The sequence below is a fragment of the Sphingomonas sp. DC4900 genome (genome assembly GCF_049896485.1).
Lineage (GTDB): Bacteria > Pseudomonadota > Alphaproteobacteria > Sphingomonadales > Sphingomonadaceae > Sphingomonas > Sphingomonas aquatilis.
This window is the reverse complement of sequence record NZ_JAFCUK010000016.1, coordinates 24,583-47,388: the sequence shown is the minus strand read 5'-3', so window position 1 is coordinate 47,388 and position 22,806 is coordinate 24,583. Positions and strand designations below refer to the sequence as shown.

The following is a 22,806-nucleotide window of genomic DNA, read 5'->3' as shown; positions in this document are numbered from 1 at the left end:
ACTCCGCCATCGCGCCTCGATGCGGGAGGGCGGCTGATGATCGGTTTTCCCCGTGGCGTCAACCGCCGATTGCATCGTTTCCGGTCAACCAGCGATCCAGCATCGCCACCAACGGAACGTCGGCGGGCGGCATCGGCAAATCGCGCATCGCCGCGGGCGTCACCCACGCCAGCTCGGTCGCCTCCAGCGCCTGCGGATCGCCCTGCCAGTCGCGAATCACGTAGAGCAGCAGCAGCAAATGCCGCCCGCCCAGCGGCGCGCTGGCGAAGGTCAGCGGAACGCAGCCCTCCTGATCCACGACGATGCCGAGCTCCTCGCCCAGTTCGCGCACCAGCGCGGCTTCGGGGCGTTCGCCGGGGTCGATCTTGCCGCCGGGAAATTCCCACAGGTCCGCCATCTGCTTGCCCGGCGGGCGCCGCTGCAGCAGCACGCGTCCCTCACCATCCAGCATCGCCGCCGCCACGACCGGCAACAGCGTGACGGCCTCGCCGGCGATATCGTTACACGTGTCGACCATTTCTTAAGCGCTTTCCCCTATCGCCGACGCCATGACAGCGCGCGCGTACCTTCGTCGTCTCGTCCGGCGGCTCGCTCCGGCCCTGCGCAACGCGCGCGGCGCGACGGCGGTCGAATACGGACTGATTCTCGCGCTCGTCGTGCTGGTCATGATCGTCGCGCTGCGCGGGGTCGCGGGCGTCACGGTCAATATGTGGACCAACGTGTCCGACCAGGTCAGCAAGGCTGGCTAATCAGCCGCAGAAATCCGCCGTTTTGAGCAATACCTTAGCCGCTCGTCTTAAACCTTTGGCAACCTCACCCCCGTACACCCGTCCCCGCTGCTCCGGACTTCCGGTTCAGCCGGGTGACTGAAGTTCGAACATGGAGACCGGAATGCTAGCGATTCGTAAGTTCATCAAGAACAGCAAGGGCGCCACCGCCATCGAGTACGGCCTGATCGCCGCGCTGATCGCCGTCGCCGCCATTGCTGCGATGAAGGGCCTGGGCACCAAGCTGACCACGACCTTCAACAACGTCTCGTCGAACATGAGCGCCACCTAAGCGCTACCGTTCGATCGAATGAAACAGGGCGGCGGACCTCACGGGTTCGCCGCCCTTTTCGTTTTGGCAGAGGACGCGAGGCGGAAGCTACCGCCCCGCACCGGGGACTGGCCGTGTCTTACAGCCGCCCCATCGCCAGGAACTTCTCGCGCCGCTCGCGCCGCAGCGTCGCGGCATCACGGCCCGACAGCGACGCCAGCGCATCGCGCAACGCGTCGCCCAGCAGGCGGATCGCCTCGGCCGGATCGCGATGCGCGCCGCCCAGCGGCTCGGGCACGATCGTGTCAATCACGCCGAAGGTCTTGAGGTCCTGCGCCGTCACGCGCATCGCCTCGGCCGCCTCCGCCGCCTTGTCCGCGGTGCGCCACAGGATCGACGCGCAGCCTTCGGGGCTGATCACCGAATAGATGGCATGTTCGAACATCAGCACGCGATTGCCCGCAGCCAGCGCGATCGCGCCGCCCGATCCGCCTTCGCCGACGATCGCAGCGACCACGGGAACACCCGCGGCCAGGCACGCCTCGGTCGAGCGCGCGATCGCCTCGGCCTGGCCGCGCTCCTCCGCCTCGATGCCGGGGAAGGCACCCATCGTGTCGACCAGCGTCACCACCGGCAGGCCGAACCGGTCGGCCATCTCGACCAGACGGATCGCCTTGCGATAGCCTTCGGGTTTGCCCATGCCGAAATTGTGGCGCAGGCGCGTCGCGGTGTCCGAGCCCTTTTCGTGGCCGATCACCATCACCTTCGTGCCGCGGAACGTCGCGAAGCCGCCCATGATCGCCTGGTCGTCGGCAAAGGCACGATCACCGGCCAGCGGCACGAACTCGTCGAACAGCCCGGCGACATAATCCTTGAAATGCGGCCGCTCGGGATGCCGGGCGACCTGCGTCTTCTGCCACGGGGTCAGCTTCGCGAACGTGTCGCGCAGCAGCTTGTCCGACTTGCCCTGCAGCCGCACCAGATCGGCAGCGATGTCCACGGTGCCATCCGCCGCGGTCGCCCGCAGTTCGTCGATCCGGCCCTGCAGTTCGGCAATCGGTTTTTCAAATTCGAGGAAGCTCGCCATAGTGCCGCCGGTTACGGGCCACAGCCCGTCGCGTCAACGCGTGCCGCTGTCGCGCCGTTCGGGGTCGGCCAGCGGGTGGCGCGTGTTGACCAGCGCGACGAGGCGGCTGGCATCGACATGCGTATAGATTTCGGTCGTCGCGATATCGGCATGGCCCAGCATCGCCTGCAACGCGCGCAAATCCGCACCACCGGCCAGCAGATGCGTCGCGAAGGCATGGCGTAGCACGTGCGGGCTGACCCGATCGGGCGGAATGCCCGCTTCCGCCGCCAGCGCCTTCACCAGCTGATACAGGCGTACCCGCGTCAGATGCCCCTTGCCCGACGGGAACAGCCACGCCCGATCCGCCGCGACATGCACCCGCCACGCCGCCACCGCGGCGCGAGCACGGTCGGATATCGGCACCAGCCGCTCGCGGCCGCCCTTGCCCTTCAGGATCAGGAACGGCCGGTCGGGGTGAATGGCATTGCGTGGCAGGCTGACCAGCTCGGTCGCGCGCAGCCCAGATCCGTACAAGAGCTCGATCAACGCCGCGAGCCGCAGGTCGGCACGCGTCGGCATCGCCGCAGCCAGCCGATCGCCGATCGCCCCGAACAACGCATCGACGTCGTCCACGCTCAGCACCTTGGGCAGCGGCCGCGCCGTCCCCGGCCGGGGCAACGCCGCCCCCGGATCGTCCGCGCGATGCCCCTCGTCGACCAGAAAGGCATAGAAACGCCGCAACGCCGCCGATTTGCGCGCCACGCTGCTCTTCGCCAGCGCGCGCCATGCCTCCGCCAGCCGCTGCAACGCCGCCGCATCCGCTTCCACCAGCCCGCCGCTCAGCACCTCAGACGCCAGCGACAGGTCGCTGCGATAGGCCGCGATGGTGTTCGCCGCCGCGCCGGCTTCGGCGGCCAGCATCTCGAGGAACCGCTCGATCAGCGCGCGGTCGGTGGCCATGATCCCGGCGATCAGGCCCGCGCCAGCGCCTCGGCCGCGATCATCCGCGCCTCGCCCTCCAGCCCGACGGCGCGCAGCGCGCCGACGATGCGGTAGAGCATCGCGGGTGGCACGCCGTCCCAGCGCGGCGTCTGCATGCCGATCGCGGCGAGGACCACGACCATGCCCTGCTGCCCGTCAGCCGCCGCACGGTCGATCGCGCGCGTCCACGTGTTCTGGGCACCGATCCGCACGTCCAGCGCCTTCGCCGCCCGCTCGATATCGTCGGCAGACAGCCGCCCCAGGCCGGCGAGGCCCGCAAAGAACAAGCGCTGCTTCAGCGCCGCATCGCCGCGCCCGACGTAGGAGGACAGCTGACGATAGCTCAATTGCCCCGTCATATCCGGATCGGCGAGCGCGATCATCGCCCAGGCGTCGCCGCCTTCTTCCACCGCCGGGCGCCAGCGCGTCGCGGTGCGATCGAGCCCCGCGGTCAGCATCGACGCAACGAGGTAGCGCGCGTCAGCGACGCCCAGCCGCGCCGGCAGGCGCCCCGCCGCGCGCGCGGTCAGCACCAGCCGCGCATAGGACGGCTCGGCGCCCTTGTTGTCCCCGCCCCACAGCCGCCGCATCGCCGCCAGCCGCGTATCGACGTCGTTGCCGACATAGGCGGCACGCAGATCGTTCGCCGCCGCCGCGGCACCGCTCGGCATATCGTTCGCAGCATCCACCGCGCCATACAGATCGACCAACGCCGCCGACGATAGCACGCCCTGTCCGGCCGCCGCCTCGGCATAGGGCACGCGGTCGCCCAGCGGCACGCTCGGCGACAGCGCATACCAATAGCGCGCCTGCTGCCCGGTGGTCGCGAACAGCGTATCGGGCACGGTCACGCCGGTCGCAATCGCGAGGCCGAAGCGCCACGCGGTCAGCACGTCGACGCCCGCCCATTCGATCGTCACCGCCTGCCCACCATCGGGACCTGCGCCGACCACTTTCTGTGCCAGCTGATAATCGATCCCGCTCGCGACGTTGCGCCGCTTCGCCGCAGCAAGCAGCGTCTTGGCGCGGCCCGGCTCGGCGGCAAGCGCCGCGCACATCGCCTGCGCCATCGTCCAGCCGCGCTCGTGCGTCGCGGCGAGGCCCGCATCGGCGATCCCGCACAACTCGCCCGGATCACCCGTGGCGAGCGCGGTGTTCATCGCAACCTGATACAGTTTCGGCGTGTAATTCGCATTGTCGACGCTCTGCGCCACGGCCCGCGCCGCGACCGATTCGCCCATGCGCAGCAACAGCCACGCACGCTCGGCGGCAAAGTCCGCGCCATCGACATTCTCGGGCGTGTCGAGCTGCGCTGCCAGCGTCCGCCGCAGCAGGATCGACAGCCAGCGCGACGGCAGCGGCGCGGCCACCCGGCGCATCAGCGCCTCGGCAAAGCGCCCGTCCGCGCCGGCGAAGGCATTCGCCTCCAGCCCGCCCTCGCGCGCGCCGGCCGGGCCGACCCGGTCGAGCGACCGCCGGGCAAAGGCCGGCATCTCATATTGCGCCAGCACCGACGGATCGATCGTCGCCACCGGGGTGGGCGTCGCGCTGGCGACCGGCGTCGGCGTATCGCTGGGCAAGGGCTGCACCATGCCTGTGCCGGCCGCCTGGCCGGACGCCGGCGTGCCGCTCGCGGCCGGGGCGGGCGCGGCAGACGGACCCGTGCGCGCCGGCGTCGGCCGTGCGGCCGGCTGCGACGCGGGCTCGCCAAAGCCCGGCGGCAGGATCGATTCGGGACGCTCCTGCCCGATGGCGGAGGTGAACGCCGGCACCGCCGCGATCGCGATCGCGGTCAGCGCCGCACCCCGGGCCAGCAGGCGGACGCGCGTCCTAGCTGAGGTTGGCAAGCGTCACGGCCTTCTCGACATGGGTCTGCGGCCGTTCGGAGGCCCGACCGGCGAGCAAGAACAGGCCACCGACGATCACCACGAGAACGACGATGACGGAAAGGACGAAGCGGGACATACCGTACCTTGCAACACGTAAACGCAAACCGGAGCTGTTGCCCCGTCCTGACCCGCTGTATAGCGCCGAGACCGATGTTGCAAAGCGCTGTTCCCCCGTCCGACGATCATGCCCCCGCGAAACCGCCACGCGCGATCGTGCTCGTCGGGTTGATGGGGGTCGGCAAATCGACCGTGGGGCGCCGCCTTGCCGCCCGCCTGCGCCTGCCCTTCGTCGATGCCGACCACGCGATCGAGGAGGCGGCCGGTATGACCGTCGCCGAAATCTTCGAACGCTTCGGCGAGGCCTATTTCCGTGACGGCGAACGCCGCGTCATCGCCCGGCTGATCGACGGCACGCCAAAGGTGATCGCGACCGGCGGCGGCGCCTTCATCAATCCCGATACGCGCGCGCTGATCCTCGAATCGTCGACCGCCATCTGGCTACACGCCAACCCGGACGTGCTCGCCGAGCGCGTCGGCCGGCGCGACACCCGCCCGCTGCTGCGCGGCAAGAACCCCCGCGCGGTGCTGGCCGAGCTCGCCGCGATCCGCAACCCGATCTATGCCGAGGCGCATATCCACATCACCAGCAACAAGTCGCCGCACGAAACCACGGTCAATGCGATCCTGAAGGCGATCCGTCAGCCGGGGCATACGGCATGAGCGCGCGCGTCACGGTCGAACTGGGCGACCGCAGCTACCCCATATTGATCGAGGACGGCCTGCTCGCCCGCGCCGCAGAGCATCTGGCCCCGCTCGCCCGCGGCCGTACCATGGCGATCGTCACCGACGATCACGTCCTGCCCCATGCCGACACCGTGCGCGACAGCCTCGCCGCCGTGGGGGTCGCCAGCGAGACGATCGTGCTGCCACCGGGTGAGGGCACCAAGAGCTGGCCGCACCTCAGCGAGCTGTGCGACCGGCTGCTCGGCCTCGGTGTCGAGCGCGGCGACCATGTCATCGCGATCGGTGGCGGCGTGATCGGCGACCTCGTCGGCTTCGCCTGCGCCATCCTGAAGCGCGGCTGCAATTTCGTGCAGGTGCCCACCACCCTGCTCGCACAGGTCGACAGCTCGGTTGGCGGCAAGACCGCGATCAACACCGCCGCCGGCAAGAATTTGATCGGCGCCTTCCACCAGCCCGCGTTGGTGCTGATCGATCCGACGGTCCTCGATACGCTGCCCTTGCGCGAAGTCCGCGCCGGCTATGCCGAGGTCGTCAAATACGGCCTGATCGACGATCCCGCCTTCTTCGCCTGGTGCGAAGCCAATGGCGCCGCTTTGCTCGCTGGCGACCCCGCCGCGCGCCATTATGCCATCGCGCATGCCGTCGCCGCCAAGGCGCGCATCGTCGCCGCCGACGAGCACGAAACCAACGGCACGCGCGCGCTGCTCAACCTCGGTCACACCTTCGGCCATGCGCTGGAGGCGGAAGCCGGCTTCGACGGCAGCCTGATCCATGGCGAGGGCGTCGCCGCCGGCTGCGCGCTCGCCTTCGCCTATTCCGCCGCGCACGACCTGTGCCCACCCGACGACGCCGCCCGCGTCGCCGCGCACATGCGTGCCGTCGGCCTGCCCGATGGCCTCACCGCCGCCGGCATCGCCGCCAGCGGCGCGCGCCTGGTCGACCATATGCGCCACGACAAGAAGATGGCGGCCGGCACCCTGCCCTTCCTGCTCGCCCGCGGCATCGGCCAGACGTATCTCGACAAGACCATCGACCTCGCCGACGTCGCGGCGTTCCTAGACCGGCAGCCGCGCTGATGCCCAACGGCACCGCCAAGCGCGACCTGCCGACCAAGGTCTGCCCCGCCTGCAACCGCCCCTTCACGTGGCGCAAGAAATGGGCGCGCGACTGGGACAACGTCGTCTATTGCTCCGACGCCTGCCGCAAGAAACGGTAACGCGGCCGCGCCTCACACACTCCGTCACCCCGGACTTGTTCCGGGGTCCACCGGGCCCCCAGGGGACGGCAAGAGGCTCAATCCACCCCCCTCGCCGCAGAGTGGACCCCGGAACCAATCCGGGGTGACGGCGCTCCTGGGGCAACCGCCACCTCACACCCCCCACCCGTAAGCCACTTGTCAGCTTCCGCCTCTACCCTCCCCCGACACACATATGGGGGGACGGCACATGGCGCGGCACATCACGGCATCGGCAATCGCCGCCACCCTGCTCGCCACCACCGCGATCACCCCCGCCCAGGCCGCCACCTGCAAGGCGGGCATCCTCGCCAATCTGCCGATCACCATGCAGGGCTGGCGCCCGATCGTGCAGACCACCATCGACGGCAAGCCCGCCCCCTTCATCCTCGACAGCGGCGCCTCGTACAGCATGATGCCCGCGCCCGTCGCCAAGGCGTTCGGCCTCCATCTCCAGCCTGCACCCGTCGGTCTGCACATGAAGGGGATCGGCGGCGAATCGGACGTCGATCTCACGACCGTCCGCCACTTCGGCCTCGCCGGTGCGGATATTCCGCAGGTGCAGTTCCTCGTCGGTGGCACCGATGTCGGCCAGACCGGCCTGCTCGGCCAGAACGTCCTCAGCATCGGCGATGTCGAATATGATCTGCCCGGCGGCGCCGTCCGCCTGTTCCGCGCGCAGGGCTGCGGCAAGCTCGCCATGGCCTATTGGACGCAAGGCAAGCCCTTCTTCGAAATCCCCATCGAAGCGCGCCAGAACGCCCTATCGCACACCGTCGGCACCACCGAACTGAACGGCGCGAAGCTCCGGACCGTCTTCGACACCGGCGCCGCGCAGACCGTGCTGACGCTGAAGGCCGCCGCGCGCGCGGGCGTCCACCCCGGCGATCCGGGCGTCGAGGCCTCGGGCTGGGAAACCGGCATCGGCCGCCACGTCACGCAAGGCTGGATCGGCCATTTCGCGCTGCTGAAGATCGGCAACGAGGAATTGCACAACATCCGCCTGCATTTCGCGGATCTCGGCCCGTCGTTCGACAACGACATGCTACTCGGCGCCGACTGGTTCGTCTCGCACCGCCTCTATGTGTCGAACGCGCAGCACCGCATCTATTTCACCTATACCGGCGGCCGGCTGTTCGACACCAAATCGCATATCGATGCCGCCAGCCAGATCGCCGCGGTCGGCGGTGTCGATGCCACCGCGCCGACGACGGCAGAGGGCTATAGCCAGCGCGGTGCGATGCTTCAGACGCAGCATGACCTGTCGGGCGCGATCGACGCCTTCAGCCACGCCGTCACGCTCGCCCCCAAGGAAGCGCGCTACGTCCGCCAGCGCGCGCTCGCCTATATCGCCGATCGCCGCCCCGTGCTGGCGATGGACGATCTCGGCACGACGCTCGCGCTCGATCCCAACGACGTTCGCGCCCGCTTGCTGCGCGCCGAACTCAGGATGCGCGCGCGGAACGACGCCGGGGCGATCAGCGACCTCGACGATGCCGCCGGCCGCCTGCCAAAGGAGGACAATCAGCGGCTTTGGATGGGGCAGCTCTACCTCGAATCCGACGCCTTCGACGCGGCGATCGGCCAATACGACCTGTGGCTCGCCAGCCATCGCGAGGACGCCCGCCGGTCCCAAGCGCAGAACGGCCGCTGCTGGGCGCGCCTGTTGCCTAACAAGGATATCGATGCGGCGAAGGCCGACTGCGCCGCCGCGGTGCGCGCCGTTCCGACCGACGCTAATTACCTCGATGGCCGCGGCCTCGTCGCCTTCCGCCAGGGCGCCTATGATGCCGCGGTGGCGGACTTCACCGCGGCGCTAGCGATCAATCCCAAACTGGTCTGGGCGCTCTACGGCCGCGGCCTCGCCGAACGCCACCTTGGCCGCACCGCCGATGGCGACCGCGACATCGCCACCGCGCAGGGCCTGAGCAAGACGATCACCGCGCGGGCGAAACGCTACGGTTTCGTTTGAAACCCGCCGCCACCGTCATTGCGAGCGCAGTGAAGCAATGACGGCCACCCTAAGCCCCACGCAACCCCCAGGCGAACCACAACCATCCGATAATCAAGAGCGTGCCGCCAATCGGCGTCACCGCCCCCAGCCAGCGCGGAGCGCCCAGCGCCATCAGATACAGCGTGCCTGCAAAGATCGCCGATCCCGCCACGAACAGCCACGCCGGCCCGCGCGCATCGAACCGCAGCGCCACCAGCGCCGCCACCGCATGGATCAGCTGATACTGCCCCCCGGTCTTCAGCCATTCGATCGCCGGGCCGCTCGCGCCATGCGCCCCGAACGCCCCGGCAGCGACGGCGATCGCGCCCGACAGCGCGGCAAGCAGGCCAAGGATCATCGCGGATCATTCCCCCAGGGTTGCTGTTCGGCGACCAGCGCCCGCGCCGCGCGCAGGTCGCCCGCCTCGATCTGGATGCGCAGCCGTTCCTTGTCGCGGCTACGGTACATGTCCTCGGCCCGATCGATATCCGCCTGCCCGATGCCCAGGTCGCGCATCGCGACCCGCGCCATCTTGATCGCCGACTCCAGCACCTCGCGCACGACGTACACCGCCGAGCTCTTCTTCAGCCGCACCAGCGCCCGCCGGTCGAATGCGCGGACGTAGATCGCCGCCTGCGGGAAGGCTTCGTGGATGCCCTCCAGCATCTCCGCATCGATCTGGTCGCCGTCCATGCAGAACAGGATCAGCTCAGCTTCTGCCGCGCCTGCCTGTCGCAACAGGTCGATCCGCGTGCCGTCGCCGTAATAGACTTTGGCGCCGAATTCGCCGGCGATGTCGATCATCTCGATATCGGTGTCGATCAGCGTGACGGGGATGTCCTGCGCCAGCAGCATCTGCCCCACCGTCTGCCCGAACCGTCCGTAGCCGACGATGATCGCATTGGCGCCGTCCGCCGTCGGGCCGTCGCGCGGTTCGTCCTTGGCGATCGGTTCCTCGCGGAACCGCTTGGTCGCCGCCATCAGGAACGGCGTCGTCGCCATCGATAGCGTGATGATCGCGCCGAACAGGCTCGCCGCCTCGGGCGCGATCAGGAAGCCCGATTGCGCCTGCGCGAACAGCACGAAGCCGAACTCGCCGCCCTGGCTCAGCAGCAGCCCCAGCGCCAGCGCGCTGCGCCACGTCATCTTGAACGCCATACCGATGCCGGTGATGACCGCCGTCTTGGTGACGATCAGCGCCGCCGCCATCGCCGCAACGAACAGCGGCCGCTCGGCGATCGCCTGAAGGTCCAGCATCATGCCTACGGCCAGGAAGAACAGGCCGAGCAAAATCGACCGGAACGGCTCGACATCCGCCTCCAGTTCGTGCCGGTACGGGCTGTCCGCCAACATCACGCCCGCGATGAACGCACCGAGCGCGGTCGACAGCCCCAGCGCCTCCATCAGCGCCGCGCTGGCGATGACGGTGAACAGCGCGGCGAACACGAACATCTCGCGCTCGCCCAGATTACCGATCAGCCGGAACAGCGGCCGCAGCAGGAACCGACCCGCCAGGATCAGCCCGACCACCGCCCCGACCGTGTACAGCGCCAGCAGCCACCCCGGCGGCCCGCCCGCGTCGGCGGGGTTGCGGCTCATCGCCGCGACGATCGTGATCAGCGGCACGATCGACAGGTCCTGGAAGAGCAGGATCGAAAACGCCCGCTCGCCAAACGGCGTGCGCAGCCGCCCCGACGATTGCAGCATCGGCAGCACCTGCGCCGTCGACGACAGCGCCAGCGGCAGGCCCAGTGCCAATGATGCTGGGACGGAGAAATGTGCGAACGCCCAGATGACGGCCGTCACGGCAAGACCGCAGGCGACGACCTGCAACAGGCCCAGCCCGAAAATCTCCTGCTTCATCCGCCATAGCCGCGACGGGTTCAGCTCCAGCCCCACGACGAACAGCAGCAGCGTAATGCCGAGTTCGGCGATCCCCATCTTCGATTCGGCATCGCCGACCAGGCCCAGCACATGTGGCCCGACGACCGCGCCCGCGACCAGGAAGCCCAGCGTCGCACCCAGGCCGATCCGGCGGAACAGCAGCACGAACCCCAGGCCGAAACCCAGCAGGATCATCCCGTCGCGCAGCATCGACACGCCCTCTGCCGCCTCATGCATCGGCCGTCTCCGCGCGCGCCGCAAACGCGGCCTCCGCCGCCGCCTCGAATGCCAGCCGGATCGAGGGGTGCCGCGCGGTATAGTCCAGTGCCGGCGTGAACACGTCGATCCCCGGCCAATCGGGCGTATTTCCCTCCCGCGCCAGCCACGCGGTCAGCGCATCGCGCGCCGCGGCCAGCTCCTCGGGCGTCTTGCCGACGATGTCCGCCGCCAACAGCGACGACGATGCCTGGCCCAGCGCACAGGCGCGTACCAGCAGCCCGACCTCCTTCACCCGGCCGTCGTCGCCCAGCCCCACGTCCACCGTCACCCGGCTGCCGCAGATCGGCGATCGCTTTTCCACGGTCGCCTGCGCATGCGCCAGCCGCTCATGGTGCGGGATCGACGCCGCCAGCCGCAGGATTTCGGCATTGTACAAGGGGGCGTTCATCGCGCGTCACTTCCATTGTCGGGCTGGCCCGCCTCGCGATCCAGCATCGCGCGCGAACCGAACACGGGCAGCCCGCGACGGCGACGATCGACGAAATCGGCGATCCCTGCGCTCGTCGCGTTGAGCAGATTGTAGCATTTCGACTGGGTCATCCAGTCCGGCCGCCGCGCGGGCCCGCCACGCGCGGTATCGACCAGCAACGCGGCCAGCAGGAAGGCGAGGCTCGCGAGGATCAACCCTTTCAGCGCGCCGAAGCCGAAGCCCAGCGCGCGGTCGACCGGCCCCAGGATCGAGGTGCGCGTCCGCTTGCCGATCGCATTGGCGACCAGCTTGCCGCCCAGATACGTGCCGCCCGCGATGACCGCGAACGCCGCCACCGCCGCGCCCGACGGCGTGCCGACCGTCCCCGCCAGCTTGGCCGCGAGCGCGACGTGGAACAGCTTCAGCATCGCGACGATCGCCACCCAGGCGAACATCGACAACACCTCCGCGACGAACCCCCGCCGCGCGCCTAGCAGCGCCGCGCCCCCGACGAGCAGCAGAACGATGATATCGAGTGCGGTGAGACCCATAGACCTCCGGGAATAAGGACGCGGAACGCCCGCGGCTAGTCCTGCATCGGATGAACTGCGATATGTGGCGGAGAACGGGACGCCGCTACGCCGCGAGCGCCGTCCGTGACGTTTTATCGCGACCCTACCCAATTGCCACGACATGCGTGTGGCGCCCAGCGTTTGCCGCCCTGCCTTCCCCACCCACCGCCGTCATTCCCGCGCAGGCGGGAATCCAGACGCGCTACCGGTAGCGAGAGAGCCGCACCGTCAGAGGATATGGATTCCCGCCTTCGCGGGAATGACGGGACGAACGGGGCGACGAACAAACCTCACCACCAGCCGAAAACCCGCCGAAGCCCCTTACCCCCGCCCCAGCATATGGTCCACGAACTGCCCCAGCGTCCGGAACCCCGTCAGCCGCAACGCGCTGTCGTCCTTGGCCAGCGCGATCGGCACCATCGCGCGCTCGAAGCCGAGCTTCCCCGCCTCCTTCAGCCGCAGCGCGCCATGTGCCACGGGGCGCAGCTCGCCCGACAGCGCGACCTCGCCGAACGCCACCGCATCGACCGGCACCGGCCGCTCCGACAGCGCCGACACCAACGCCGCCGCGACGGCCAAGTCCGCCGCCGGGTCCTGCACGCGATAGCCGCCCGCGATGTTGAGATAGACTTCCGCCGTCGCGAAGCTCAGCCCACACCGCGCCTCCAGCACCGCCAGGATCATGGCCAACCGCCCGCTGTCCCAGCCGACCACCGCACGCCGCGGCGTCGCGCCGCTGGCGAGGCGCACCACCAGCGCCTGGATCTCGACCAGCACCGGCCGCGTCCCCTCCAGCGCCGGGAAGACGGTCGTCCCGCTCACCCCCTCGTCGCGCTGCGTCAGGAACAGCGCCGACGGATTGGCAACTTCGGCCAGCCCCTCGCTTTGCATCGAGAACACGCCGATCTCGTCCGTCCCGCCGAAGCGGTTCTTGATCGAGCGGAGGATGCGATACTGATGGCTGCGCTCGCCCTCGAAGCTCAGCACCGTGTCGACCATATGTTCCAGCACACGCGGCCCCGCGATCGACCCGTCCTTGGTCACGTGGCCGACGAGCACCAGCGCGGTCCCGCGTTCCTTTGCGAAGCGGATCAGCTCCTGCGCCGACGCGCGCACCTGGCTCACCGTGCCCGGCGCGCCCTCGATCAGGTCGCTGTGCATCGTCTGGATCGAATCGATCACCAGCAGTGCCGGCGGCGCGCCGATCGACAGCGTCGTCAGGATATCGCGCACCGATGTCGCCGCGGCGAGCTGCACCGGCGCGCTCCCCAGCCCCAGCCGCCGTGCGCGCAGCCGCACCTGATCCGCAGCCTCCTCGCCCGACACATAGGCGACCGACCGCCCGGCGAGCGCGAACTTCGCCGCCGCCTGCAGCAGCAGCGTCGACTTGCCGATCCCCGGATCGCCGCCGATCAGCGTCGCCGACCCCTCGACGAAGCCGCCGCCCAACGCCCGGTCCAGCTCGGCGATTCCCGTCGCCATCCGTTCGGGCAGCGCGATCTCGGCATCCAGCCCGACCAGCTGCACCGTCCGCCCGCCGGTGTGCAGATTATGCTTGGCCTGGAACGGGGTAACGACCGCACCCGCCTCTTCGACCAGCGTGTTCCATTCGGCGCAATCGCCGCACTGCCCCGCCCAGCGATGCGAAACCGATCCGCACGCCTGGCACACATATCGTTTCTGCGGTTTTGCCATGGCGAAGCGTTTAGCGGAATGAGAACGGGAAGGGAACAGATTTCGGGCTATCGGCAACCCCTAATCCCCCGTCACCCCGGACTTGTTCCGGGGTCCACCGGGCGGCAAGGGGTCGGCTGGCGGCTCGGGACTCCCCCGTGCGGACGAGTGGACCCCGGAACAAGTCCGGGGTGACGGTGTGAAGGCGCGACGACCACGCCCAAGCGACATAGTCACGCCGCAATCGCAACGCTATGGCCGGCGCCATCATGCACCCGTCGGACCTTCGTGTCGCGCTCTTCAGCGGCAATTACAATTACACCCGCGACGGCGCCAACCAGGCGCTGAACCTGCTCGTGCGCCACTTGCTCGACCGCGGCGTGCAGGTCCGCATCTATTCACCGACGATCGATCCGCCCGCCTTCCCGCCCACCGGCGACCTCGTGTCGGTGCCGGCGATCCCGATGCCCGGCGGCCGTGCCGAATATCGCCTGGGCCGCTATCTGCCCAAGGCGACGCGTGAGGATCTGGAGGCGTTCGCGCCCAACATCGTCCACGTCTCTGCGCCCGAATTCCTCAATCACGGTGCGGTCACCTGGGCACGCCGCCACGGCGTTCCCTCGGTCGCCTCGTTCCACACGCGCTTCGAAACCTATTTCCGCTATTATCGGATCGGCTTCATCGAACCGATGATCAAGGCAATCATGACGCGCTTCTACAACCGCGTCGATCGCGTCATGCCGCCCAGCCCGAGCATGGGCGAAGCGCTTCGCGAATGGGGCGTCACCACGCCGATCACCATCTGGTCGCGCGGCATCGACCATGACCGCTTCACGCCGGACCGCCGCGATTGCGCCTGGCGCCGCAGCCTCGGCATCGCCGATCGTGAGGTCGCGATCGGCTTCCTCGGCCGACTGGTGAAGGAAAAGGGCCTCGACGTCTTTGCCGAGGTGGTGAAAGAGCTCACCCGACGCGGCGTGCCGCACAAGGTGCTCGTCGTCGGCAAGGGCCCGGCGGAAGACTGGTTCGCCGCCCAGGCCCCGCACGCAATCTTCGCCGGCTTCCAGTCGGGCGACGACCTTGGCCGTGCGGTCGCGTCGATGGACGTCTTCTTCAACCCCTCGATCACCGAAACCTTCGGCAACGTCACCACCGAAGCCATGGCCGCCGGCGTCCCCGTCGTCGCCGCCCGCGCGACGGGCGCGGTCGATCTGGTCGAGGACGGCGTCACCGGCTTCCTCGTCGATCCGAAGGACATTGCGGGCTATGCCGATGCCATCGAACGCATCGTCGCCGACCCCGCACTGAAGGCCAGCATGGGCGAAGCCGGCCACGCCAAGGCTGCGCGATACCGCTGGGACACGGCGAACCAGGCGGTGCTCGACACGTACCTGGAACTGCACGACGGATCGCACGCCATTCCGAGCCACTGAGCCATCGTCTCGGATTGCGCCACGCCCGCGACGATAAGCCTTCGGTAAAGGCCACGCCGCCCACCCCAAGCGATCGTCACCCCGGATTTGGTCCGGGGTCCACTCCGCGGCGAGGGGAACGGCTACAAGCTCCATCGCTGCCCCTGAGGCCCGGTGGACCCCGGAACAAGCCGGGGTGACGGATCGCGTGCGGGTAGCGATCAAACCTCCACAAAGGCCCTACCAGCGCAGTCGCTCACAGCCCGCGCCCAAAACCCAAACAGGTCATTCCCGCGAAGGCGGGAATCCAGACACGCTAACGTCTGCGATGGAAGCGAAACGTCAGAGGTTATGGATTCCCGCCTCCGCGGGAATGACGGACGGTGGGATTAGAGGATTCCTGCCGGCCTTTCGATCGAAGACAGCGACGATCCCTCTTCCTCGCCGCGCCTCGGCGTCACCCGATCTTCTTTCTACGCCGCGTCTTCGCGCGAACGCTCCCCCTTCGCGCGAATGACGAACCGAACGCGTCACTCCCCCTCCCGCCAATCGAACGTCAGCGGCGCCTCGCGAAACGCGAACCGGTCGAGGTGGCTTGCCACCACCTCGCGCATCCGGCCCGTATCCTCGCCCGCAGGCACGGTCAGCACCAGATCCAGGCTCTCGCTGTCGGCCTGCATCGCCAGCACCGATCCGTTGGGAAAGGTGATCGTCCCCTCTTCCTGGGTGAAGGCCACCGTCATCTTGTGGCTCCAATGCTTGGCCAGTTGCTGGAGATAGCGGCTCGCCGAATGCGTCGGCACGCGGACGACGGAGATGTGGGGCGCGCCGCTCACTTCAGCCGCTCGATCTTGCGCACGACCTCGTCGATCAGCTCGGCCACGTCATGCCCCGCCTCTTCGGACAGATCGCCCGCCTCCAGCCGGTTCTGCAGCACCGTGCGCAGGTTGCGCATCGCCCGCCGGATCGGCGCCCGATCGGCCCGCGCGCGATGCTCGCCGACGTCGGTCAGCCGCGCGATCAGCGCCGCGACCAGCTCCGCATTCTCGGCGAGGTGCGCGGCACCCGCCTCGGTGATCGCATAGCGCTTGCGCGTCGTCTCCGACGCCTGCTCCGCGATCGACTCCATGTCGGCGAGCATCGTCAGCGCGGGATAGACCATCCCCGGCGACGGCGCATAGGCGCCCCCGGTCAGTTCCTCGACCGCCTTGATCAACTCATAGCCGTGGCGCGGTTCATCGGCGATCAGCTTCAGCAGCACCAGCCGCAATTCGCTGCCATCGAACATCCGGCGACTCCGCCCGCCGCCGCCGCGCCCTTCGCCGAACACCTCGGCAAAACGCTGGTCGAGCTTCTCGCCCCACTGCTCCCAGCCCCCGCGCGGCCCGAAACCGTGATCGCGTGCGTGCCGATATCCACCCCCATGGCGATGTTCATGTCCATGACCAAACATCATGCGTCCTTTTTGTATCTCGATGCAGTCAAGATATATCACAGTGCGCAGAGTACAAGCCCGATCAAGATATATTTTGGTCGACGGCGGCGGTTCGGGCAGATCGACATTCGCGAAGGCCCGAAGTCCTCCCCCGCCAGGGGGAGGTGGCATGCCGCAGGCATGACGGAGGGGGAGGTAAGGGTAGCGCCTCGTTATTAGGGACGTTCCTGTCCGCCCCCTCCGTCACCGCCTTCGGCGGCGCCACCTCCCCCTGGCGGGCGAGGACTTACACCTGCGTCGGAGTTTAGTCGGTCCCGGTGCTCGTTGGATCGCAAATAGCGCAACGCCTTGACCACAGAAACAAAACCTACGGATGCTGCCCTACACCGCACGCCATGCTACGCCCACGCCATGCCCCGCGCGCTCGTCCGTCGTCATCCGGTGCTACCAGAACCGAAACGATCGGCCTCAATCGTTTCGCGTAAGGTGTTCATGTTATCCATGCCGCGCAAAACGGCGGACCGCCCCCCCGATCACGACGGGGGTGACGCCCCACCCCCCACGCCTTATCTGACCGTCATGGCAGACCTGCTCACCGGCCTGGAACCGGAGCCGACCCCCACCCCAGCGGCCCCAGACGCCCCGCTCGCCGACCGCCTGCGCCCGCAGACGCTCGCCGATGTCGTCGGGCAGGAGCACCTCACCGGCCCTGAAGGCGCGATCGGTCGCATGGTCGCCGCCGGGCGCCTCTCCTCGATGATCCTCTGGGGCCCGCCCGGCACCGGCAAGACGACGATCGCCCGCCTGCTCGCCGACGCGGTGGGCCTGCGCTTCCTCGCCATCTCCGCGGTCTTCTCCGGCGTCGCCGACCTCAAGAAGGCGTTCGCCGAAGCACGCGACCACGCCCGGCTCGGCAAGCGCACGCTTCTGTTCGTGGACGAAATCCACCGCTTCAACCGCGCGCAGCAGGATGGCTTCCTGCCGTACGTCGAGGACGGCACGGTGACGCTCGTCGGCGCGACCACCGAAAACCCCTCGTTCGAACTCAACGCCGCCGTGCTCAGCCGCGCGCAGGTGCTGATCCTCCACCGCCTCGGGGCCGAAGCGCTCGGCAAGCTCCTGACTCGCGCCGAGCAGCTGGAGGATCGCCCGCTCCCCCTCACGCCCGATGCCCGCGCCGCGATGATCGCGCAGGCCGATGGCGACGGCCGCTTCCTGCTCAACCAGGCCGAAACCCTGTTCTCGGTCGACCTGCCCGAACCGCTTGATCCGGCCGGCCTCTCCGCCTTCCTCCAGCGCCGCGTGCCGGTCTACGACAAGGATCGCGAGGGTCATTACAACCTCATCAGCGCGCTCCACAAATCGATCCGCGGCTCCGATCCCCAGGCGGCGCTCTATTATCTCGCCCGCATGCTGACCGCGGGCGAGGAACCGCTTTACGTCCTCAGGCGCCTCACCCGCGCCGCGGTTGAAGATATCGGCCTCGCCGACCCGCAGGCGCTGGTCCAGTGCATCGCGGCGAAGGACACCTACGACTTCCTCGGCAGCCCCGAAGGCGAACTCGCCATCGCGCAGGCGTGCCTCTACCTCGCCACCGCCCCCAAATCGAACGCCGCCTACAAGGCACAAAAAGCGGCGTGGCGCAGCGCGAAGGAAACCGGCAGCCTGATGCCCCCCGCCAATATCCTCAACGCGCCCACCAAGCTGATGAAGCAGATCGGATACGGTGCGAACTACGCCTACGACCATGATGCCGAGGACGGCTTTTCGGGTGCCAACTACTGGCCCGATGAGCTGCCGCCGCAGACCTTCTACGAACCCACCGGCCGCGGCTTCGAAGCGCGCCTGCAGGAACGCCTCGCGCACTGGAACGGCCTGCGTGCGAAGCGGCGGTGACGCACGCCCTCTGGACTATGGCGCGCGCCTGTCGCATGGGGCGTGCCGCGCCGGGTTAGCTCAGCTGGTAGAGCAGCGGTTTTGTAAACCGAAGGTCGCGGGTTCGATCCCTGCACTCGGCACCATAACGGCACCAAATGCGCGCGGCGGCGTTACGCCTCCGCAATGGTTTCTCGTCCCCTGAAGGTTGCCAGCTACAATATCCACAAAGGGATCGGCCTCGACCGCCGGCGCAACCCCGAACGCGTGCTGGAAGTGCTGCGCGAGGTAGATGCCGACGTCATCGCCCTGCAAGAGGCCGACCGCCGCTTCGGCACCCGCGAATCGGTGCTGCCGCTTCACCTGCTCGACGAACACAGCGACTGGAAGCCCGTGCCCTTCGGCATGCGCGCGCTGTCGATGGGCTGGCACGGCAACGTCATCCTCGTCCGCAAGAGCGCAGAGATCGTCCACCACACCCCCATCCATCTGCCCGCGCTCGAACCCCGTGGCGCAGTGATGGCCGACATTGCCACGGCGGCCGGCGTGTTCCGCGTCGTCGGCATGCACCTCGACCTGTCCGGCCTGTGGCGCCGGCGGCAGGCCGCTGCGATCTGCGCGCATGTCGACGGATGCAGCGAGCGGCGCCCAACCGTGCTGATGGGCGACCTTAACGAATGGACCGCCGCCGCCGGGTGCCTGCGCGACTTCGGCCGCGATTATCGCATGGCGGCGACCGGCCCCAGCTTCCATTCACGCCGCCCGGTGGGGCGGCTCGACCGGATCATGGTGTCGCGCGACCTGACCGTCACCGACTGCGGCGTCCACGCCAGCGCCGCCGCGCGCAAGACGTCGGACCATCTGCCCATCTGGGCAACGCTGGCCGTGGCACCCTGATGCGCGAAAAGGAGCTCCGCCTCGCGCTCGTCTGCTACGGCGGCATCAGCCTCGCGGTCTACATGCACGGCATCACCAAAGAGGTGTGGCGCATGGTCCGCGCCAGCCGCGCCGCCCACGCCGGCGAACCGCCAGCCGACGGCACGCAGGGCGTTTATCGCGCACTGATCGAGGAGATGGAAGCGCTCGCCGGCATCCGTTTCCGCATCCTTGCGGACATCATCGCTGGCGCGTCGGCGGGCGGCATCAACGGCATCTTCCTCGCGCAGGCAATCACGACCGGCCAGAGCCTGGAACCGCTGACCGACCTGTGGCTCACCTCGGCGGACGTCGAGGCGCTGATCGATCCCGAGGCCGCGCCGGCCAGTCGCTTTTCGAAGATGTGGGCGCTGCCGCTCGCCTGGGTCGCCGCCGGCCGCAGCGCCGATTCGGTCGCCGCGCTCGATGACGCCACGCGCGACGAGGTGCGCACCAAGCTCTCGCATTTCGTCCGCTCGCGCTGGTTCGAACCACCGTTCGGCGGCGCCACCTTCACCGGACTGCTGCTCGACGCCTTCGATGCAATGGCGCGCAGCGAAGCCGGCCCTCGCCTGCTGCCCGACAGCCAGCCGCTCGACCTGTTCGTCACCTGCACCGACTTCACCGGCCATCCCGAGCGGCTGAAGCTGAACTCGCCGCCCGAGGTGCTCGAAACCGAACATCGCATTGTGCTGGGCTTTTCGGATCATGGCGCCACCGGCACGATCGGCGCGATCCCCGAACTTGCCTTCGCCGCGCGGGCGACCTCCAGCTTCCCCGGCGCCTTCCCGCCCTTCACCGTCGGCGAGCTGGACGGCGTTCTCGCCGAGCGCGACGTGGCATGGCCCGGTCGCGAGGACTTCCTGCGCCGCTCGCTGCCGCGCCAATATGCCGCGCGACAGGTCGACAAGGCCGTGCTGATCGACGGATCGGTCCTCGCCAACGCGCCCTTTCGTCCCGCGATCGACGCACTGAAGGAACGCCCCGCCCGTCGCGAGATCGACCGCCGCTTCGTGTACATAGACCCCTCGCCGGGCATCAAGATCCGCCTCGGCACGCCCGGCCAGGCGCCCGGCTTCTTCCAGACAATTCTCGGTGCGCTGAGCGACCTGCCCCGCCAGCAGCCGATCCGCGACAATCTCGACGCGATCGCCGCACGCTCGCAACGGATCGACCGGATGCGCGGCATCGTCACCGCCCTGCGCCCGGCGGTGGACGAAGAGATCGAAGCCCTGTTCGGCCATACCCTGTTCCTCGACCGACCGACGCCCGCGCGCCTCGTCGCCTGGCGCCGCCGCGCGCAGGCGGCCGCCGCCACGCGCGCCGGCTACAGCTACGCCGCTTATGGCCATCTGAAGCTGAGCGACGTCGTCGCGACCATCACCGCGCTCCTCTATCGCGTCGGCGGCGAATTGGGGCAGCAGCGCTGGCAGCGCATCCGCTCGGCGATCGAGGCGGCGATCGCCGAACGCGGCTTCGGCGGGGCGGCGCCCAGCTTCTCGGGTAAGGAAAGCGCCGCGACGATCGACTTCCTGCGCACCTTCGACATCGGTTTCCGCATCCGGCGCCTGCGGCTGATGGCGCGCCGCCTCGGCGAAATCGATGGCGAGACGGAGGATGCCAGTGGCACTGCCGCGATGCGGGAGGCGATCTATGCCTCGCTGGCGACCTATCTCGACCGCCAGCGCGCCGACGATCACCTGCACCTTGGCATGCTGGTTCGGCAGATGCGCGGGCAGGATGCCGCACCGCTGCTCGATGCGCTGGCCGAGGCGCTCGACCTGACCGCGCTCGACGCGGCCACCGACGAACGGCTGGCCGAGGCGCTGGCGACGGTCGACAAGACCACCCGCCGCTCGCTGCTGCTCACCTATTTGGGCTTCCCTTATTTCGACACCGCGACGCTGCCGCTGCTCCAGGGCGAGGGGCTCGACGAATTCGATCCTATCAAGGTCGATCGCATCGCCCCCGACGATGCCGTCGCGATCCGCTCCGGTGGTGCGGAGGCGACGCTGAAGGGCATTCAGTTCAACAGCTTCGGCGCCTTTTTCAGCCGTGCCTATCGCGAAAACGACTATCTGTGGGGCCGCCTGCACGGCGCCGAACGGATGATCGACATCTGCGTCTCCACGCTGCCCGCCACCGTCCGGATGAAGGCCGGCCGCGTCGCCGCGATCAAGCGCGCCGCCTTCCGCGCGATCCTCGACGAAGAGGAACCGCGCCTCACCGCCATCCCCGCCTTGTTCGCCAGCCTGCGTGTCGAAATCGGATAGGCTGGCCTTCCTCCGCCTCTGCGGCTACCCTCCCGCGCACCTCAGGAGTGTTGCATGCAGTTCCTCAAGATCCTGTTCTGGTTCCTGCTCGCGTTCGTCGCGGCGCTGTTCACCTATGGCAATTGGACGCGCGTCCAGATCAATCTGTGGAGCGGCCTGATCGCCGACGTGAACCTGCCGCTGCTGCTGCTGGTGACGTTCCTGATCGGCTTCGTGCCGACCTACCTGTATCTCGGCACGGTCCGCTGGCGGCTGCGCCAGCGCCTGACGACGTGCGAACGCATGCTCGCCGACGCCCGGGCGCTGCCGGTCGCGACGCCCGTCGCGACGCCGGCCATCGTCGAAGAGCCCGTCGCATGAGCCCGATCTACGTCGCGATCGACACCCCCGACCTCGCGCGCGCCAAGGCGATCGCTACGCGCACGCGCACCCATGTCGGTGGCATCAAGCTCGGCCTCGAATTCTTCTGCGCCCACGGCCAGCACGGCGTCCACGAGATGGCGAAGCTCGGCCTGCCGATCTTCCTCGACCTGAAGCTGCACGACATTCCCAATACCGTCGCCAAGGCGATCCAGGCTTTGGGGCCGCTCGAGCCGGCAATCCTGACCGTCCACGCCAGCGGCGGCCGCGCGATGCTGGAGGATGCCAAGGCCGCCGCCCCGCTCAATACGAAGGTGGTCGCAGTCACGATGCTGACCAGCCTCGACGCCGACGATCTCACCGCCACCGGCATCACTGGTAACGCGCACGATCAGGTGCTGCGCCTCACCGATCTCGCCCACGAAGCTGGCATCGACGGCATCGTCTGTTCGGGCGAAGAGGTGCGCGCGGCCAAAACAGCCTGGCCCAAGGGCTTCTTCGTCGTCCCCGGCGTCCGCCCCGCCAACGGCAGCGCCGGCGACCAGAAGCGCGTCGTCACCCCCCGCGCGGCGCTCGACGCCGGTGCCTCGATCCTCGTCATCGGCCGCCCGATCACCCAGGCCGAAGACCCCGACGCCGCCGCCCGCGCGATCGGCGCGACGCTGTAGTCGTGGCGCGGGGCAGATCGTAGCGCCGCTACGGCATGCCAGCCCCGTCATTGCGAGCGCAGCGAAGCAATCCAGGGTGTCCTGGTCAGGGTTCTGGATTGC

24 protein-coding genes and 1 tRNA gene are annotated in these 22,806 nt (G+C 68.7%); 13 read left to right on the top strand and 12 right to left on the bottom strand.

Translation table 11 applies throughout. The features are described 5' to 3' along the window. Positions 1 to 58: 58 nt before the first annotated feature. Positions 59 to 517 (bottom strand): (deoxy)nucleoside triphosphate pyrophosphohydrolase, encoded by a 459-nt coding sequence (locus tag ACP690_RS15420; protein ID WP_426261548.1) that lies wholly within the window; start codon positions 515 to 517, stop codon positions 59 to 61. A gap of 31 nt (positions 518 to 548) precedes the next feature. On the opposite strand from ACP690_RS15420, the gene ACP690_RS15415 reads away from it, so the two are divergent. Both ACP690_RS15415 and ACP690_RS15410 read left to right on the top strand, forming a co-directional pair. Then, a complete protein-coding gene (locus ACP690_RS15415) occupies positions 549 to 749 on the top strand; it encodes a Flp family type IVb pilin (RefSeq protein ID WP_017978665.1) in 201 nt (66 codons plus the stop codon). A gap of 142 nt (positions 750 to 891) precedes the next feature. Beyond that, positions 892 to 1,059: a Flp family type IVb pilin gene (locus ACP690_RS15410; protein WP_018250824.1), complete on the top strand. Its 168-nt coding sequence runs from the start codon at positions 892 to 894 to the stop codon at positions 1,057 to 1,059. A 118-nt stretch (positions 1,060 to 1,177) separates the two neighbouring features. On the opposite strand, the gene ACP690_RS15405 is transcribed toward ACP690_RS15410, so the two are convergent. The 4 genes from ACP690_RS15405 to ACP690_RS15390 all read right to left on the bottom strand — a co-directional run bounded on the left by ACP690_RS15405 (position 1,178) and on the right by ACP690_RS15390 (position 5,053). Continuing rightward, entirely contained in the window at positions 1,178 to 2,125 is a 948-nt protein-coding gene (locus tag ACP690_RS15405; RefSeq protein WP_063688953.1) for an acetyl-CoA carboxylase carboxyltransferase subunit alpha, read from the bottom strand. A gap of 33 nt (positions 2,126 to 2,158) precedes the next feature. Further along, complete coding sequence (locus tag ACP690_RS15400) at positions 2,159 to 3,067, bottom strand: tyrosine recombinase (protein ID WP_426261549.1); 909 nt, start codon at positions 3,065 to 3,067, stop codon at positions 2,159 to 2,161. Between the two features lie 11 nt (positions 3,068 to 3,078). Continuing rightward, positions 3,079 to 4,680, bottom strand: coding sequence for a hypothetical protein (locus ACP690_RS15395; RefSeq protein WP_426261582.1), 1,602 nt, complete (start codon positions 4,678 to 4,680; stop codon positions 3,079 to 3,081). Between the two features lie 238 nt (positions 4,681 to 4,918). Further along, positions 4,919 to 5,053, bottom strand: coding sequence for a hypothetical protein (locus tag ACP690_RS15390; protein ID WP_018250826.1), 135 nt, complete (start codon positions 5,051 to 5,053; stop codon positions 4,919 to 4,921). 74 nt (positions 5,054 to 5,127) lie between these two features. Between ACP690_RS15390 and ACP690_RS15385 the strand changes: the two genes are divergently transcribed. The 4 genes from ACP690_RS15385 to ACP690_RS15370 all read left to right on the top strand — a co-directional run bounded on the left by ACP690_RS15385 (position 5,128) and on the right by ACP690_RS15370 (position 8,927). Beyond that, entirely contained in the window at positions 5,128 to 5,697 is a 570-nt protein-coding gene (locus ACP690_RS15385; RefSeq protein ID WP_426261550.1) for a shikimate kinase, read from the top strand. After that, complete coding sequence (gene aroB, locus ACP690_RS15380; RefSeq protein ID WP_426261551.1) at positions 5,694 to 6,797, top strand: 3-dehydroquinate synthase; 1,104 nt, start codon at positions 5,694 to 5,696, stop codon at positions 6,795 to 6,797. The genes ACP690_RS15385 and aroB overlap by 4 nt, the downstream gene beginning before the upstream one ends. Continuing rightward, positions 6,797 to 6,937 carry a DUF2256 domain-containing protein gene (locus ACP690_RS15375; RefSeq protein ID WP_017978657.1) on the top strand — a complete coding sequence of 47 codons (141 nt, stop codon included), beginning with the start codon at positions 6,797 to 6,799 and terminating at the stop codon, positions 6,935 to 6,937. Before aroB ends, ACP690_RS15375 begins: the two co-directional genes overlap by 1 nt. 229 nt (positions 6,938 to 7,166) lie before the next feature. Further along, complete coding sequence (locus tag ACP690_RS15370) at positions 7,167 to 8,927, top strand: retroviral-like aspartic protease family protein (protein WP_426261552.1); 1,761 nt, start codon at positions 7,167 to 7,169, stop codon at positions 8,925 to 8,927. A 49-nt stretch (positions 8,928 to 8,976) separates the two neighbouring features. Here the strand turns inward: ACP690_RS15370 and ACP690_RS15365 are convergent, their stop codons facing one another. From ACP690_RS15365 to radA, 5 genes are all read right to left on the bottom strand, one after another. After that, on the bottom strand, positions 8,977 to 9,306 hold the full coding sequence (locus tag ACP690_RS15365) for a DUF423 domain-containing protein (protein ID WP_426261553.1): 330 nt from the start codon (positions 9,304 to 9,306) through the stop codon (positions 8,977 to 8,979). Further along, entirely contained in the window at positions 9,303 to 11,069 is a 1,767-nt protein-coding gene (locus tag ACP690_RS15360; protein WP_241891669.1) for a cation:proton antiporter, read from the bottom strand. The genes ACP690_RS15365 and ACP690_RS15360 overlap by 4 nt, the downstream gene beginning before the upstream one ends. Then, the gene (locus tag ACP690_RS15355; protein ID WP_426261554.1) at positions 11,062 to 11,499 is read right to left on the bottom strand and encodes an iron-sulfur cluster assembly scaffold protein; all 438 of its coding nucleotides are present in this window, start codon (positions 11,497 to 11,499) and stop codon (positions 11,062 to 11,064) included. The genes ACP690_RS15360 and ACP690_RS15355 overlap by 8 nt, the downstream gene beginning before the upstream one ends. Then, positions 11,496 to 12,071, bottom strand: coding sequence for a CvpA family protein (locus ACP690_RS15350; protein WP_426261555.1), 576 nt, complete (start codon positions 12,069 to 12,071; stop codon positions 11,496 to 11,498). Before ACP690_RS15350 ends, ACP690_RS15355 begins: the two co-directional genes overlap by 4 nt. A gap of 342 nt (positions 12,072 to 12,413) precedes the next feature. Beyond that, the gene (gene radA, locus ACP690_RS15345) at positions 12,414 to 13,787 is read right to left on the bottom strand and encodes a DNA repair protein RadA (protein WP_426261556.1); all 1,374 of its coding nucleotides are present in this window, start codon (positions 13,785 to 13,787) and stop codon (positions 12,414 to 12,416) included. A gap of 248 nt (positions 13,788 to 14,035) precedes the next feature. Between radA and ACP690_RS15340 the strand changes: the two genes are divergently transcribed. Beyond that, the gene (locus ACP690_RS15340) at positions 14,036 to 15,199 is read left to right on the top strand and encodes a glycosyltransferase family 4 protein (RefSeq protein WP_426254955.1); all 1,164 of its coding nucleotides are present in this window, start codon (positions 14,036 to 14,038) and stop codon (positions 15,197 to 15,199) included. Positions 15,200 to 15,708: 509 nt separating this feature from the next. Here the strand turns inward: ACP690_RS15340 and ACP690_RS15335 are convergent. Together ACP690_RS15335 and ACP690_RS15330 are read right to left on the bottom strand one after the other, a co-directional pair. Then, entirely contained in the window at positions 15,709 to 16,014 is a 306-nt protein-coding gene (locus tag ACP690_RS15335; protein WP_426254782.1) for a DUF2218 domain-containing protein, read from the bottom strand. Next, positions 16,011 to 16,631, bottom strand: a complete 621-nt coding sequence (locus ACP690_RS15330) for a PadR family transcriptional regulator (protein WP_426254956.1) — start codon at positions 16,629 to 16,631, stop codon at positions 16,011 to 16,013. The genes ACP690_RS15335 and ACP690_RS15330 overlap by 4 nt, the downstream gene beginning before the upstream one ends. 561 nt (positions 16,632 to 17,192) lie before the next feature. On the opposite strand from ACP690_RS15330, the gene ACP690_RS15325 reads away from it, so the two are divergent. The 6 genes from ACP690_RS15325 to pyrF all read left to right on the top strand — a co-directional run bounded on the left by ACP690_RS15325 (position 17,193) and on the right by pyrF (position 22,704). Beyond that, a complete protein-coding gene (locus ACP690_RS15325) occupies positions 17,193 to 18,509 on the top strand; it encodes a replication-associated recombination protein A (protein ID WP_426254783.1) in 1,317 nt (438 codons plus the stop codon). Positions 18,510 to 18,558: 49 nt separating this feature from the next. Further along, a tRNA-Thr gene (locus ACP690_RS15320) sits at positions 18,559 to 18,634 on the top strand. A gap of 40 nt (positions 18,635 to 18,674) precedes the next feature. Next, positions 18,675 to 19,385 carry an endonuclease/exonuclease/phosphatase family protein gene (locus ACP690_RS15315; RefSeq protein ID WP_426261557.1) on the top strand — a complete coding sequence of 237 codons (711 nt, stop codon included), beginning with the start codon at positions 18,675 to 18,677 and terminating at the stop codon, positions 19,383 to 19,385. Beyond that, positions 19,385 to 21,676 (top strand): patatin-like protein, encoded by a 2,292-nt coding sequence (locus tag ACP690_RS15310; protein WP_426261558.1) that lies wholly within the window; start codon positions 19,385 to 19,387, stop codon positions 21,674 to 21,676. The genes ACP690_RS15315 and ACP690_RS15310 overlap by 1 nt, the downstream gene beginning before the upstream one ends. Before the next feature lie 54 nt (positions 21,677 to 21,730). Beyond that, a complete protein-coding gene (locus ACP690_RS15305) occupies positions 21,731 to 22,036 on the top strand; it encodes a lipopolysaccharide assembly protein LapA domain-containing protein (RefSeq protein ID WP_426261559.1) in 306 nt (101 codons plus the stop codon). Beyond that, positions 22,033 to 22,704 carry an orotidine-5'-phosphate decarboxylase gene (pyrF, locus tag ACP690_RS15300; protein ID WP_017978643.1) on the top strand — a complete coding sequence of 224 codons (672 nt, stop codon included), beginning with the start codon at positions 22,033 to 22,035 and terminating at the stop codon, positions 22,702 to 22,704. The genes ACP690_RS15305 and pyrF overlap by 4 nt, the downstream gene beginning before the upstream one ends. Positions 22,705 to 22,806 lie beyond the last annotated feature (102 nt).